The organism is Leptospira alstonii serovar Sichuan str. 79601, from assembly GCF_000347175.1.
Taxonomy (GTDB): domain Bacteria; phylum Spirochaetota; class Leptospiria; order Leptospirales; family Leptospiraceae; genus Leptospira; species Leptospira alstonii.
Genome location: NZ_ANIK01000109.1, coordinates 1 through 14576, shown reverse-complemented (window position 1 = coordinate 14576; position 14576 = coordinate 1). Strand labels below are relative to the sequence as shown.

Annotated in this window: 12 protein-coding genes and 1 pseudogene; 8 read left to right on the top strand and 5 right to left on the bottom strand. The window is 41.5% G+C overall.

Translation table 11 applies throughout. The annotated features are described in order from the left end of the window. Positions 1-8: 8 nt before the first annotated feature. From LEP1GSC194_RS18175 to LEP1GSC194_RS18165, 3 genes are all read right to left on the bottom strand, one after another. Positions 9-1661, bottom strand: a complete 1653-nt coding sequence (locus LEP1GSC194_RS18175; protein ID WP_020774982.1) for an LA_3751/LA_3752 family putative glycosyltransferase — start codon at positions 1659-1661, stop codon at positions 9-11. Between the two features lie 348 nt (positions 1662-2009). After that, positions 2010-3566 (bottom strand): LA_3751/LA_3752 family putative glycosyltransferase, encoded by a 1557-nt coding sequence (locus LEP1GSC194_RS18170; protein ID WP_020774966.1) that lies wholly within the window; start codon positions 3564-3566, stop codon positions 2010-2012. Positions 3567-3701: 135 nt separating this feature from the next. Continuing rightward, positions 3702-5297, bottom strand: coding sequence for an LA_3751/LA_3752 family putative glycosyltransferase (locus tag LEP1GSC194_RS18165; RefSeq protein ID WP_020774968.1), 1596 nt, complete (start codon positions 5295-5297; stop codon positions 3702-3704). A 291-nt stretch (positions 5298-5588) separates the two neighbouring features. On the opposite strand from LEP1GSC194_RS18165, the gene LEP1GSC194_RS18160 reads away from it, so the two are divergent. From LEP1GSC194_RS18160 to LEP1GSC194_RS23290, 7 genes are all read left to right on the top strand, one after another. Continuing rightward, positions 5589-6170, top strand: coding sequence for an LIMLP_15305 family protein (locus LEP1GSC194_RS18160; protein ID WP_020774964.1), 582 nt, complete (start codon positions 5589-5591; stop codon positions 6168-6170). 85 nt (positions 6171-6255) lie between these two features. Beyond that, positions 6256-7248 (top strand): SPFH domain-containing protein, encoded by a 993-nt coding sequence (locus LEP1GSC194_RS18155; RefSeq protein WP_020774983.1) that lies wholly within the window; start codon positions 6256-6258, stop codon positions 7246-7248. A gap of 3 nt (positions 7249-7251) precedes the next feature. Then, entirely contained in the window at positions 7252-8601 is a 1350-nt protein-coding gene (gene thrC / locus LEP1GSC194_RS18150) for a threonine synthase (RefSeq protein ID WP_017809609.1), read from the top strand. Positions 8602-8942: 341 nt separating this feature from the next. Beyond that, positions 8943-9668: a hypothetical protein gene (locus LEP1GSC194_RS18145; protein ID WP_020774975.1), complete on the top strand. Its 726-nt coding sequence runs from the start codon at positions 8943-8945 to the stop codon at positions 9666-9668. Between the two features lie 11 nt (positions 9669-9679). After that, positions 9680-10750, top strand: a complete 1071-nt coding sequence (locus LEP1GSC194_RS18140; protein ID WP_036043731.1) for an LIC10486 family protein — start codon at positions 9680-9682, stop codon at positions 10748-10750. Positions 10751-11101: 351 nt separating this feature from the next. Beyond that, the gene (locus LEP1GSC194_RS18135) at positions 11102-11947 is read left to right on the top strand and encodes a bile acid:sodium symporter family protein (protein WP_020774971.1); all 846 of its coding nucleotides are present in this window, start codon (positions 11102-11104) and stop codon (positions 11945-11947) included. Positions 11948-11965: 18 nt separating this feature from the next. Beyond that, complete coding sequence (locus LEP1GSC194_RS23290) at positions 11966-12529, top strand: imm11 family protein (RefSeq protein WP_017809612.1); 564 nt, start codon at positions 11966-11968, stop codon at positions 12527-12529. Positions 12530-12613: 84 nt separating this feature from the next. On the opposite strand, the gene LEP1GSC194_RS18125 is transcribed toward LEP1GSC194_RS23290, so the two are convergent. After that, positions 12614-12967, bottom strand: a complete 354-nt coding sequence (locus LEP1GSC194_RS18125; RefSeq protein WP_020774988.1) for a single-stranded DNA-binding protein — start codon at positions 12965-12967, stop codon at positions 12614-12616. A gap of 180 nt (positions 12968-13147) precedes the next feature. Between LEP1GSC194_RS18125 and LEP1GSC194_RS22765 the strand changes: the two are divergent. Beyond that, positions 13148-13296: pseudogene (locus tag LEP1GSC194_RS22765) on the top strand (IS110 family transposase); the annotation flags it as partial. 777 nt (positions 13297-14073) lie between these two features. Here LEP1GSC194_RS22765 and LEP1GSC194_RS18120 read toward each other — a convergent pair. Next, positions 14074-14576, bottom strand: a 503-nt coding sequence (locus LEP1GSC194_RS18120; protein WP_020774597.1) for an ISL3 family transposase, incomplete at its 5' end; no start/stop codon positions are given.

Genomic DNA, 14576 nt, shown 5'->3' with positions numbered 1-14576 from the left:
AAAGTCCGTTATGGAGATTGGATTTCTGTAAATCGTAAAAGACCGTGAACGTTCTTAATCTTGGTGATTTTCATTTTACCGGCAAATTTATTTTTAACGAACTCGGATAAGGACTTATCCCACTGATCTTCGATCAGGACAAACTTTTCGCCGGGATGTGATCGGAGAATTCGCGCCAAATCTTTCGGATCCTTGATCAAAAGAATCGTTTGAGAAAGATAATTGAGTCCGAACGTATTGGCGATATTGAGCTTTCGAGTGACGAAAACCTTTGACGAATCCCAGGGAATTTCCGATTGAATATGCGCGAGTTGGACTGAAATTCTTCTCATCAGTTTGATGACTCGTAAGTTTACGTTGAGAGAATATACGATTAGAACTCCGAAAGCCAAGAATATTATATTTTTATAATTCTTATTTCCGAACCAACTTCGTATCTGATTCTCTTTAAGTCGCCCGATCGGCATCGTATCTTTCGGTTCCGAAACTTTTTGCGATAGAAAATTCGTGTTTTGAAACAACTCGTAAATATTCTTCGGATTGTTCGGAATTTTTATCTCGTTCAAAAGCAATAGTGGGATAAAAACGCTACAAGTCAAATATCGGGAACCCCAGTCGATATTGGAATCGTTCGGAGTCAGAATACTCACTAAAATCAGATTCGAACCGAAAGTAAGAATCCAAATTTTAACGTTCTCGTTTGTTTTTTTCCATTTCCAAATACCGAATAGAACGATAAAAAAATACCAAGGACAATAACCCAACAAGCCCAAACGACCGTTTCCCGCAAAAAGCAAACTTCGAATGTTCGAAATTTTGATGACAACGTCTAGGTCCGCGATTGTGTCGTTCGAGGAGATCCTTGGGCCCAAAATGGAATCGTAATTTATATAATTATAAAGTACAAATATGGAAAATGACAACGCAAAGCCGAAGGAAAACGAAAAGATCCGTTTTAGTTTCCCGCGAGAATATCCCTCTTTAGAAAATAGTCCGATCGTGAACGTCGAACATACCAAACATACGACTAAAATCAAAATCTCCGGTCTATACCAACAGGCAAGACCGAACAAAACCCCGGAAAGAATCGTATGAGAAAAACGATTTTCGGAAAAAATGGGATTGTCGTCGTAAAGAATCAAAATTCCCGATAGAACCAGAGTAGCCGCAACCGCAACGTCCGAAAAAGAAATAAAATGATGAAACAAAGGAGTTCCGATCGCCGCGACGATCGGTATCAAAGTTCGTTTTGAAATTCCGTATAAAACGATCGTATATAAACCGAATAGAAGCGCCGATAAATATAAAATCCATTCCGGATGTCCGATCCAAACAAAAGGAACGGTGATCAGAGTATTTGCAAAAGGGAACGCTGCGATCTTATCGCCTTGAGGAGAATCGATCGTTTGAACGAAAAGGAAATTAAAATCGGAATCCAACCGCTTCCCTAAGTAGTAAACTTCTTGTGATTGAAAATCCGATTCAATCCAACCTTTCGCCTGAAGAATTTTAACGAGACTGTCGGAAGCGAAAGAGGATTTGGGAATCGTATAATACACGGCATAAAAAAAAATTCCCGCCGAAAGGACTGCAAAAAACGAACGGATTAGAAATCGTAAGGCGAGGCGTTTAAATTCTTCGTTAAGGTTCTTAAGTTTCATTGCATATATAAATCAGAGCTTGTCCTAAAAATTTTCACAATTCGACTACTTTCAACTTCCTGGTTCAAAAGGAAAGAAAACAAGGCTTAGGCAAATTTTAAGTTTTCCACTGCAAAAAAGGCCCCAAGCCGTAAGATTTCGTTCCAAGTAATACGATCCGTTGCGACAAAAGAGAAATCCTTTCGATAAATCCCCATACAAATTAAACGTTATGTTACGTTTTTTGAATTTAATGTCGCTTAGAATCGCAGTCCTACAAATCATCCTGACGAACCCTAATTTGTCACTTTCAAAAGATACGTTCGTAAAAAGAATCCTTTAAAGAACCCGATTTTTCTTTTCGAACTTTCATTCGGGATTCGATGGAAGACGTTTATCATAACGAGTGGCAACGACTCCCTTAAAGTTAGTAACGTGCTTTTCTTTCTTAAATTTTAGATTCAGTTTTTTTTCCAGAATCGCTTTCGATTCCGACGGTAAAATCATCGGTACCTTGTGCTCAAAATTTTTGAATTCTTTTTCGTTCATTTCAAAAATAGCTAATGAAGAAATCGAAGGTTCCGATCCGAGATTTTTTACGATCCGATCTAAATTCGTTTCGGAATTTAAACATAAAATCCTTCTGGAAAGATGATCCGATCCGGCGTGTCCGCAAAGGATCGGGTCCGTAAAAATCCAAAGAGAAGTTTCGTTTCGGGCGAAAAAATCCCGATAGATTTTTTCCTGCTTATCGGCGTGTTGTATGATTTTTAAAATTAAACCCGATATCAAAAAAGAAAAAACGACCAGAGAGACCGAAAGAATTTTCCAAACTTTGGAAGCGTGCGGTTTCCATTCCTCCCAAAGAATCAATAAGGGAATGATGACGAGTATAAGATATCTGCCGGTAATCGTAATACCGTCGTTCGGCGCCAGAATTCCGACTAAGGCCGTATTAAAACCGATTACGCTAAGGAGGAAGTCGATCCTTTCGTTTCTTTCATTTTTAAAAAAAACGTAATATACAATCGGCAGTAATAAAAAGGAGGAACAGAAAAATAATCCGAACTTCGGAATGCCGTCCACGTAGTTTACAAATGCGATCGAAAAAAATCGAAGAACCCTATCCAAAAGCGAGGCGCTATCGTTTCCGTAATTGAAAATGAATCTTACCCCCAATATGTGTCCGTAATCCCAAATATTCCAAAGAAAAAACAGAAACGCCGGAGTAAGAGCGAATAAAATCGCAAAAGGATTCAAACCTCCCGCTAAGAGTCTTATATTCCGCCTCGATATTATAATTTCAGAAAGTACTAAACTTCCTAAAAAAAGCAGCGCTTCCAACCGCAGCCAAATCGGGATCGAACAGGCGATTAAAGCGAAATAAAGATCCCGGGGTTTTTTCGAATCCCGATAACTAAGCCACCGGGAAAAACCGAAAGAATTGAAAAGAAAGTAGATCGAGTATTCGCTGAAATCCAAACACAATGCAAAAAGAATCGTGCCCCCGTAACCGAGTAAAATCGTTCTTTGACTTATCAGCATCCTTTTGGAAAGAAGATAGAGGGAGAGGATCATAAAAAAAGATAAGAACATCGGCATCCTTTCCCAAGTGACCCCGGCCGATCGAAACAATGAGGAGAAAAAGGAAAACGCAACCGGATATTGACCGATAAATTTTCCGCGAATTTCTTTTGCAAATCCGGTTCCCGGAAGAAAAAAAGCCTCGTGATGCGGATCCAATTCCTGAGCCGGATATTTCAGTTCTTCCGCTCGAAAACCGTTCTGAATCAAAGAATCGGTTTGCATGGCTTTTAAGGCGGAATCGGCGATATAACTGTTTTCCGTTCCGATCAGGATATGAAGAATAGGCACGATAAGGAGCAGAATCCATACGGCCCATTGTTCTTTGATTTTTTGTATCATCGTTTTGATTCAATCCTTGTGAGAAAATTACTTTGGAAACGGAGGTTTGGGGAAATTAAAATCGACCTTGCGGATATCCAAAAAACTCAAACACGTAAATTATTTTTTCTTAAATTATAAAAACTTAAAGTAATTTTATTTTTCTCGGTAGATCCCGTAGAGGATTTCGACGTTTCCGATATTCTTTTTGCTTACGATTTCAACGGATTTGATTTCGGAAATCGCCTCGGAATCGAATCGGTTTAGATAATCGATCATTCCTTCTTTCGTGTTCGGATCGTATTCCAAATTTTTCATTCCTTTCGTGTATTCCTTAGAATAGGCGAAGTATTGAAAAGAAATCGATTTGTCGTTTCGAAACGCTGAGATTTTTTTGAGCAGCTCCAAGAGTTCCGGAACTCCGACGGCTTGATAAGCTCTTCCTTGAAAATACAAACCTTCGCCCGCCATTCCTCCGATCAAACCGTTCTGAAAAACGAGCAGATCTTCCTCGGATTCTTTGCGGATGAATTCCTGAATTTCTTTCGTGTTTTTTGCAAAACCCTTTGTGGTCTTGTAATAGATCCAAGTCGGCAAAATGGAAATCGCAAGGAGCGCGTAGAACGGAATTCTCCAGACGATTTTTTTAGTTTGCAAAAACGAAAAAACCCTCGATGCGAGAACGAACAATCCCGGAAGACCCGGAGTTAAATAACGAGATCCGAATTCGGCGCCTCCGTCGTTAGGCGCCATACTTGCGGCCGCAAAAATTCCCAAAACGGACGAAAATAAAAGCGGCTTTTCTTTTTCGGAAAGACTTTTCCAGTTTTTTGAGAACGGAAAAAGAAACGACAAAAGGCCGACGAATAAAAACGGAGCGTACCCGAAAAGGCCGAGCTTAAGATTTCCATAAAATAAGAGATTTATAAAATTCTTAAATAGCTTGGAAGCGCCCGAGGAGCCGTAGTTTGCGTCGTATCTCGGACCGAGGGGAGAATGAAAAAACGACTGATTGAATCCGCAATAACCGCCGAACAAAAGTAAAAGAACCGCCGAGGTCAGAAAGAATTGTTTTCCCCTTTCGTCTTTTTTGGAGAACGGAAAAAGAAGAATTCCCTCGTACGCCCAATAAAGTCCGATAAAGATCAGATATTCCAATCTAAACCAATAACTGAGAGACAATAAAAATCCCCCGATCACGGCCGAAAGGATGGATCGATTTTTTTTGGATCTTTGATAGAGAACGATTCCGGACACAAAAAGAAAGAGTCCGACTCCGACGTCCATGAACAGATAAGCGTTCATAACGACCGGCGACAAAACGGAAAATAAAAAAATCCGCGAGGACGAAATTTCAAATTCCTTTCCGATCAGAAACAAAACGAGCCCGATCAACAGCGCGGATAGGAAGTAGATTCCGTAAACTCCTCCGAAAGGAAAAACAAACGCATAAAGAATTCCTAATGAAATCGGAAAGGCGATTATCTTATGGCCGTTTACGATCGACATCTTGAGCAGACTGAACTTCAGTTCCGGATCGAAGTCCCATCCCGGATAAAAAACGTCTAACGATCCAAAGGCGCTGAGATAGATCGATTTTCCTAAAATGAATTTTTCGTAATGATCCGCTGAAAGGAGGTATTTCGGAGGAATCGTCAAGTATAGAAAATACGAAAATAAAAACGCGGCCGCGACGGAAAAATATTTGTTTTGGAAGAATCGAAGGAGAGGAATTTTCAGTTTCGAGATCATTGATTTGTAAAATCCAAAATTCTAAGAATCAAAACGGAACTTTAAATCGGATCGTTTTCGATACGTTTGACGTAAAAGGAAACGATCGTATTATGGAAAAGAAGGTTCCGGATCGAAGTCAACTTATCGAGATTGTCTCCTAGGTCAATCTGCTTTCGACCGGAATAAAAAACCGTTTTGTAGACGATTCGAAAAACTTCGGATGTAAAACGTAAAGCGGAGCTTTGAGGAATTCTTGGAAGACCCGTTTTTTCATTGATCCGATCTTAGAATCGTGCAAAACTTGAAGTTATGCAGCAGGAAACGTCCACAGGGCAAAATGTACTGGGTCAATTTCTTTCACAAACGCCGGTAAAAACTTTGATCGCTCGTTATCGAACCGAAAGAGGAAAGATCCGAAGTTTTATGGAAAAACTTCCCCTTTATTCGAGCGCGCTCAAAGATCACGAATTTCAGAACGCGGATTCTCTATTGAGAAAAGAACTTGCTTCCAAGGTTTCCCTTCTCAAAGAACCGGTTCGGAGATTGGAAGAGACTTTCGTAGCCGCAAGAAAATTGGAGCTGATCGGAAGCAGTGAGATTGCGGTTTTACTGATCGATAAACTTACCAATACGATTCAATCCGCAGGATACGGACTGAGCGGACTCGGAACGGGTTTCAAAGCGACAGCCGAAGAACTGGAAAAACTTGCGGAATTCGACTTTTCCCTATTCAAAGAAGTGGAAATCATCGAATCCAAAATCCGGGCTCTCAAGGTAACCGCGGATTCTTCGGTTCAAGAAGTTCGAAATGTAATCGGCGACGTCCGTTCCGCTTTGGACGGATTGGAAAACGCGTTTCGGTCCAGAAAGGAATTGTTCACGAAACTCTGAGATTTCCGGGCGGGTCTTACTCGTTGTCGAAGAACCCCGCGCGTATAACATACGACAATTTTAATTAACGATAAAGGAATAAATCATGGCATTGATTGATGTAATCAAATACGAAGGGCAACCCGGAGAAATCGTCTGGAAATTTCCAAGAAACGATATCAGTTATTTCGGTCAACTTATCGTAAACGAAAGTCAGGAAGCGGTTTTTTTTAAGGAAGGAAAGGCCCTCGACGTATTCGGTCCCGGAACGCATAGTTTAAAGACCGGAAACATTCCGATTTTGGAAAAACTCGTAAACTTACCGTTCGGCGGACAAACTCCGTTTACTGCGGAGATCGTTTATGTAAACAAGTCCGTGATCAACATGACCTGGGGAACTCCGGCCCCGATTCAAATCGAAGATCCGAAGTATCATATCACTTTGGGTTTAAGAGCATTCGGAAATTATAATATAAAGGTGATCGACTCCAAGTCTTTCGTAAACACGGTAGTCGGAACCCAACACCGATTCGATCACGACGGGGTCGATAAACTTCTCAAACCGATGGTCGTGACTAGACTCAGCGATTTTATCTCCGAAGTCGTATTAAAAAACGGGGTTCCCATCACTCAAATCTCCCAGCATTTGGAAGAAACCTCCGCCGCCGGTAAAACCAAAATCCAGCCGGATTTTCAAAAATACGGACTCGAGGTCGTGGACTTTTTCATTCAATCGATCAACTTCGATCAGAACGATCCTAACTTTCAAAAAATCCAGAAAGTCCTCACCGATAAATTTGAAATCGATACGATGGGAAATATGTATCAGCAAAAAAGAATGTTGGATATCGGCGAGGCGGCGGCGAGCAATCAGGGCGGTTCCGCAGGAGAAGGAATGAGTGCGGGAATGGGTCTCGGAATGGGAATGAACATGGCGGGAATGATGGCCAACATGATGGGACAAAATCAAGGCGGCGCTAAACCTGCTGCGGAAGACGCGACCGCAAGACTCGCCAAGTTGAAGACCCTTCTCGACGGGGGTTTGATCACTCAGGAAGAATTTGATACCAAAAAAAAGGACATTTTGAATTCTATCTAAAATATGGTCTCCACTCTTACCCGATACAAAGCGGAATTTGAATGTATTAACGACTCTTGTAAAACTCGATACGATCTGAACGAGATCGTCTACGAATGTAAAAAATGCGGAAGTCTTCTCCAAGTTTCGCACGACTTGGATGCGCTGAAAACGGTATCGGGACAAGAGTGGAAGGATCAATTCGATTTACGCTTTCGTTCCGTAAAGTTTCCGAATTCTTCGGGAATCTGGAACAAAAGAGAATGGGTTCTTCCTCACATCGAAGATAAGAATATCGTAACGTCCGGAGAAGGACTCACTCATCTTTTTAGTTCCGATCGATTGACTGCAAGCCTCGGGCTCGGAAGTTTTTACGTTAAACAGTGCGGGATCTCACACACGGGTTCATTCAAAGACCTAGGAATGACCGTCTTATTATCTCAAGTAAAACACATGATCTCCTCTGGAGTTCCGATTCACGCGGTGGCGTGTGCGAGTTCGGGAGATACATCCGCGGCGCTTGCGTCTTACGCTGCAAAGGCGGGAATTCCCGCGATCATCTTCTTACCGGCGGGAAAGGTTTCGCAGGCTCAGCTCATTCAGCCCGTATCGAACGGGGCCAAGGTCATAGCCCTCGATACGGACTTTGACGGATGTATGCAGATCGTCAAAGAAGTGACTCGGGAAGCGGGGATTTATCTCGCAAACTCGATGAACTCTTTGCGGATCGAAGGACAAAAAACGATCTCGGTTGAGATCACTCAACAGTTGGAATGGAAGGTTCCGGATTGGATCGTAATTCCGGGAGGAAATCTCGGAAACGTATCCGCTTTGGGCGCGGGGTTCGAGATGATGTTTTCTTTGGGGCTCATCGATAAACTTCCAAGGATCGTTTTGGCTCAAGCCGAACACGCAAACCCGTTGTATCTTTCTTACTTAAGGAATTTTGAAAGTTTCGAACCCGTCGTCGCTAAGACTACTCTTGCATCCGCGATTCAAATCGGAAATCCGGTTTCCGTCCAAAAGGCGATCAAAACTCTCAAGAAGTTTAACGGAGTCGTGGAGCAAGCCGCCGAATCGGAGTTAGCCGATGCTGCGGCCAAAGCGGACCGATTCGGTTTATACAATGATCCGCATACGGGAGTGGCGCTGGCGGCTCTGAATAAACTCGTCAAAAAAGGAACGATCGCAAAAGGTGAAAATGTGGTCGTCATTTCGACCGCTCACGGACTGAAATTCACCGAATTCAAGTTGAAATTTCACGGAGGAGAAATCCCCGGAACGGATTCAAAAATCGTAAATTCCATTCATAAAATCGAACCGAAAACGGAAAAGGTCGTCGGTTTAATTCGAGAATTGTTACTTCTGAAATAAATTTCTTAAAAACTTCGGCTGCCTTGCGGGGTTTCCGCTCAAACATTTGGAAACAAACCCAGCTTCTACGTTTTTAACTTGAGTTCTATGTAAAAAAGATTGGGCGAATCCAGCCCCATTTTTTTCCGTAAGAAAAAATGGGGCTGGACCGCGCTTTCTGCTCTAATCAACAAATTGATGAATCATCCGAAAATCGAAATTCTTTCGTTATTGCCAATTTGTTGATTCCGCGACAATCGCTTTCGCATCGGTTATACCGAGCTCGGATTTTTTTAAGACTTTTTTTTAAAAATCTTTTTTTTTCATCGAAAATAGTAAGTTTTTCGTCATATCTCTAATTCATGGGGGATTTTCACGATCTATCGGCCGATTTTCAAATGGAAGTCGATTCCGCAATTTCAAAAGAAACCCCCATTTCCCTAATCACGTATGTACTTACCCAAAGCGGTGAGAAAAAACTGAGATACATCATTCACGGAATTCTAACTCGGTACAATCGTATGGATCTCTCCGAACTTCTATATACTTCCGCCAAGGAACTGATCGTTAATGCGACAAAGGCCGCGATTAAACGAATCTTATTTAAGGAATCGAAATTGGATATAGAATCCGCGGAGGATTATATTCGAGGAATGGAATCCTTTCATAATAGCTTAAGCGACAAAAAGTTTCCGTTTTACAGGGAGAAGATGAAGGAACACGATCTTTCGATCAAAGTCACCTTTTATTTCAATGAGGATCGAATCATTTTGAAGGTTCTGAACAATTTTCAACTCACCGATCAGGAGGAAAAGAGAGTGCGGGAAAAGTTCCGAATTTCGAGAGACTTCGACAATCTTTTTGAATTTTTTATGAAATTCGGAGATTCCACGGAAGGAGCGGGGCTTGGAATCACGATGGTGGAAATTCTGGTGGCTCAGAGCGGATTTGACAGACACTTGTTTACGATTTACAGTAAGAAAGGGGTTTCGCAAACTGTTGCTAGAGTCGAAATCCCGCTCAAAAAGGATTACATTCCTAGAAGGCTAAAGTTCGCCAGGGAACAAAATTTCGCTTCTAGCGTGTAGAACGAGGATGAATGGAACCGAGTAATCAAGTCAATAAATTGCAGGAACAAGCGAATCTTATGAATCTCGCTCTTGAATCCGTACTGACGGAAGAACAAGCAGTGGAATTGATTCAAGGAAAGATAAGGGACGCTTACCTTTTAAAAATCAGAATCGATATCGAGAACAGAAGCGGCGCGGTGATCGCTTTGGTCAGCAAATATAAGAACGAAGTCATCGAAATTTTTTCCCTGTTTTCAAACTCATCATTGATTCGTAAGATCCGAAGTTTTGAGGATTCCGCCGCGTTTGCATTGGACATGGTGGAAGCGGCAAAGTCGGAACCGTTCGATCCCGGACTTTCCGACAGTATCGGAAGAATCGTATATTCCAAACTGACTAAGGCGGTACTCGAATCTTCCTACACAAATTGGGATAAAAACGACGCTTCGAGTCTCGTGAATATCTTAGAGAATCAAATTAAAACATCATTAAAAGTGAATATTGTTCGGATTCAGGCCGATGCAGAATTTCTGTCCAGTTTGAAATTCAGAGCAAAGAACGTTTTTACGGGGATTCTTCCTTCCGTCAATCGACCCGTGGAAGAACCTTCCATCGGTCAAGTGCCCGAAAGCCAAGAAAAAACTCCCGTACAAAGACAAATCGAACAGTTTCGTAAACCTTTCGGAAGAGTTATCCTTTCCAAAACGGTTCTTGCTCCGGTTGGGGGTGTGGATTTCGACGAGTTAACGGAAGGGGACAGACTTTATTTTCAGTTACCGACCGGAACCATGGATGAGAAGGCTATGGCTAAAACCCTGGGTGGTATTGACGAAGACGGAAACCTCAAAAACGTTGTCGGGGAATTTATCGGAATCGCTACCGGAAAGGGAGAATATCATATCTTTGCAAAAGGACCTTCCGGTGTTCTATTACAAGCTTTCGAAGAACGTCCCGTTCGACTTGCAAAAGTCAAAAGTAAAACGTCAAGTTCGGCTCCCGCATCTAAATCGGACTCCGGAGGCGGCGGTTCTCTGGGAATCATCATCGTCGCGGGTGTGGTGATCGTTGTCGGATTACTTGTTTTTTTGATTATGAAATAGGAACACATCCCACCAAACGATCCTCAGATTGTGCGGAAAGACCTGCGTTTTCCGCCGAACTGTAAACCCGAATCTTTTCCGCGTCACAATTGAAGACACTTGTTCAAATTGAGTTCGTTCTTAAAAGCTAGGAACTCCTAGGTTTTTCAGAGAACGGTAACTCGGATCTTTTCGCGCCGTAATGAATAAAGATGTAAAGCCCTAACGCCTAATCACTAACTCCTAGCCAGTTGAAAAGTGGGAACTCCAACGTTTCCGGCGGCGAGGATTGGGTTCTCGGGATTAAACTTTACGTGCAAACAACATCTTTGATTGTATTCTTACAAAACCCGAAAATCCTACAAAAAATCCATGTTAGAAGTCGCCCTAATCCTATTGGCCCTATCCTCTATGAGTTCTCTCGGATTGGAATTGATTCCGGAACAATTGAGTTCGATCTCGAAAACCGCGCTCACCGGTCTCGGAGTTTGCTTTCTCAACCTAATCTCTTTGCCGATCATCGCATTCTTACTTTGCAGAATTTTCGGGCTTTCGCCCGCGATCAGCCTCGGAATTTTTCTCTGCGCTTGTTCGGGAGGAGGAGCTTCAGCCGGACTTTTTATACTCAAGGCAAAAGGAGCGCCGGGAACGGGCGCCGTATTGCTCAGTCTTTTGAATTTTACGAGTCTGTTTACCGCGCCTTTGCTGATCACACTCTATTCGGGAAGTTCCTTTTCGGAAATCGGACAGTCGTTTTCTGCACTTCCAAAACTACTCGGGATCGGATTGCTCTTCTTCGGACTTCCCTTGGGAATCGGACTTTGGATCCGAAGAAAACAGGAAGAATTCTCTCGAAAAATCCTACCCATTCTATTAAGAATCAGTAATATATCTCTGGGATTTTCGATTCTTTATTTGGGAATCAAATACGGACTGGAAATTTTAGAATTCGGGATTTTGATCTGGATCGTACTTTTTCTTTTGATCGGAATTTCGTTTACAAGCGGGCTCTATCTTTTTCGGGAAAAACCGGAGGACAGAAGAAGTATCGGAATCGTAAGCGGAATTCGAAATCTTTCTCTCGCGCTTTTACTCGCGCAGGAGCAGTCAGGGGATCCCAAAGTTTTGATTACAATTTTACTTTACGGATTTATTATGTATTTGATCGCGTTTCCGGCTTCCGTCTTTTGGAGACGTTGGAAGAATGTTCCGATTTAATTCAAAGGAGATATAAAATTGTATTTCGTTCTTCAATACAAAAGTTTTAGCGTAAGGGAAGCGCGTTCTCTCCAAAGACCTGAGATGCAGAAACAAACGAATTTCGACGAAGGAATTCAATTCTCCAATCCTCCTGAATCCATCGATTTTACGATGCGTCCCGAAGATCAAGGGGAACTCGGCGATTTTGTCATAACCGGTCTTCCTGGATTAGTCATCTCTAAAAAATTTAAGGATACTTTAGATGCAGCCGGAATCAAGAACATACAATATATACCGGTTAGGATCTACGATTCTCAACATAAAAGCTATCGTACCGATTTCTTCGTTGCAAATATCATCGGAGTTGCGGATTGTATCGACTTCTCCCGAAGCAAACTTACGATGAGAGCCGCTTTTCCGGATAAGATCCGTGAAATTCACAGTCTCCATATCGACGAATCGAAAACAAATGATCTTCCGATCTTTCGGTTACAAAGAAGAATAACACTCGTATTGATATCGGATTCGCTCAGACAAATTTTAGAGTCTTCGGATCTCCAAGGAGTTGAATTTACGCCTGCCGACGGATATTCCACCTAAAGAATTCTCGAAATATAAATTATATTTATTGAATATAGTTTTAGACTCCAGGGGAGAATTTTACGATTCTCCCCTGGAAAAGGTTTAAGCGGCTTCTCTTTCCCTTCTTCCGGGTAAACCGTCGAACCGAACCGTGTGTCCGATTACTTTCAGTTTACTTCGATTGCTTCCGTCCTGCGCCTTCCATCGATCCTGACGAAGTTCTCCGATCACTGTTGCCTTTTTTCCTTTCTTGAGATATTCGTGCGCGTTCACGGCTTGACGATCCCATAATTCTATCTCGACAAAGGAAACCTCGCCCGGTTCTTCCGGCGTGGATTTATAGTCGTGATTGACCGCCAGAGTGAAAGTGGCGACGCTCTTACCGCTGTTCAAGGTTTTGATTTCCGGATCGGCAGTAAGATTTCCGTCCAAAATGATATGCGCTAAATTTTTCATTCTTTGTACTCCTGTTACGAGGAAAATTTTCTTCCTCACCGATAACGGTTCCCGGTAAGAATCGAACGGAGCGTAATTTTGGATTTTTTTTAGACAATATGGCGCACCTTCTGGGCTTGAAAACCGTGCGTTAGATCAAGCATTTACCACAAAACAAGAAAACCAACAGAAGGAACTAAAGTGAAAAGAAAAGTATATATAGAATTGGATGTCCACAAAGAAACGATTCGTACGCGTATTTAACGGGCAATTCTAAGGAACTGGTGAGAGAACAACAGATAAAGCATAATGAGGGGCAGATTAAAAAATTCATCAACAAACTAAAATCGCGAACCAAAAACTCATGAATGCCTTCCTGAACTCAATCTCACTCCCTACGGGTCGTTCGATAGGTCGGCGTGAGACTTTAGTTTCTTCGAGCGTCAGTAGAAGCGAGACGTTTTACTGATCTCTATAAAATTGAGTACCGTTAATTTTTATCGCAAAACACTGATTCCATGCAAAATATTAGGTATCTTATTATATAGTTAGAAAGATGTGGGAACTCCTTCATATTTCTTTGAGATTTTGGAGCGAATTCTAATTTTATAAAAAGGAATAAGGATTTTTATAAACAAGTCAATAATTGATCTCCGGATTGATTCTATTCAAAAAATTCCCAAGTAACTTTAAAAAATTTGAATGGAACTGTAAGAGTGATCAGAGAGTTATTTGGAATATTTCATTCAATTTAGAACTTTTGGAGTTAGAGTAAAAAGACCAATAACGCGCCGCCCGCTTTACTCTCTATTACCGCCTGGCAGCACTCATCATTGGGTCGGGAAAAGAAATGACATATTACTTTTAAAGAATGTTTGAAATTACAATATCTTGATAAGTTGAAATATATTTCCGATCAAATTCTGGCAAATTGAGAGTGTTAGGTAACGTGTTGATGCAAAAAAATTGTAAAAAGAACAACAAAGATGAAGCTATCGGAATTTCCTTGACCGTATACTATCGAATATTACTTTTTTCAAAATTTATGTGACTTACGGGGCGAAGCTATGGGTTCGCTTGCGTCGTATTTTAAAAATTACTATACATTTAAGGCCCTTCAGGAAAAATCATGGGTAAACGTCCAAACCGCCTAAATGAAAGAGAATAGCGACGCGGAAGAAATCGAAATTTCTGAAGCCTCTTGCATTCGATTTAATTTTCTGAATACTTGAATTAATACTTTCCGAACCAGCGTTTGTGATTCGATGAGCGAAGTAGGTAAGGATATATTTAATGTTTTTATAAAGCATCTTAGCGACTTTAATAATAGGTTTAAGTTTAGAATGAGTAGCCCAAAAATACCAACGTTTGAAAAACTTTTCCGCATTACCTTTATAGCTGTAAGACCAAAAATAACGAAAGGCTTCTTTTATCTGCCATCCTTTCCCGACTTTATACAGATTTAGTTTAAGAGAATTGAAAGCTTCCTTTTGCTTATCAGAATAATTTTCTTGGTTCGTTAACCATAGGAATTTCGTCCCGGAGAGAGTTTCATTGTTTACACTACGCAGCCTGCGATTCTCATCTTTCCAAATGTTAGCCACCGCTTCATTCAAATATTTTGAAATAT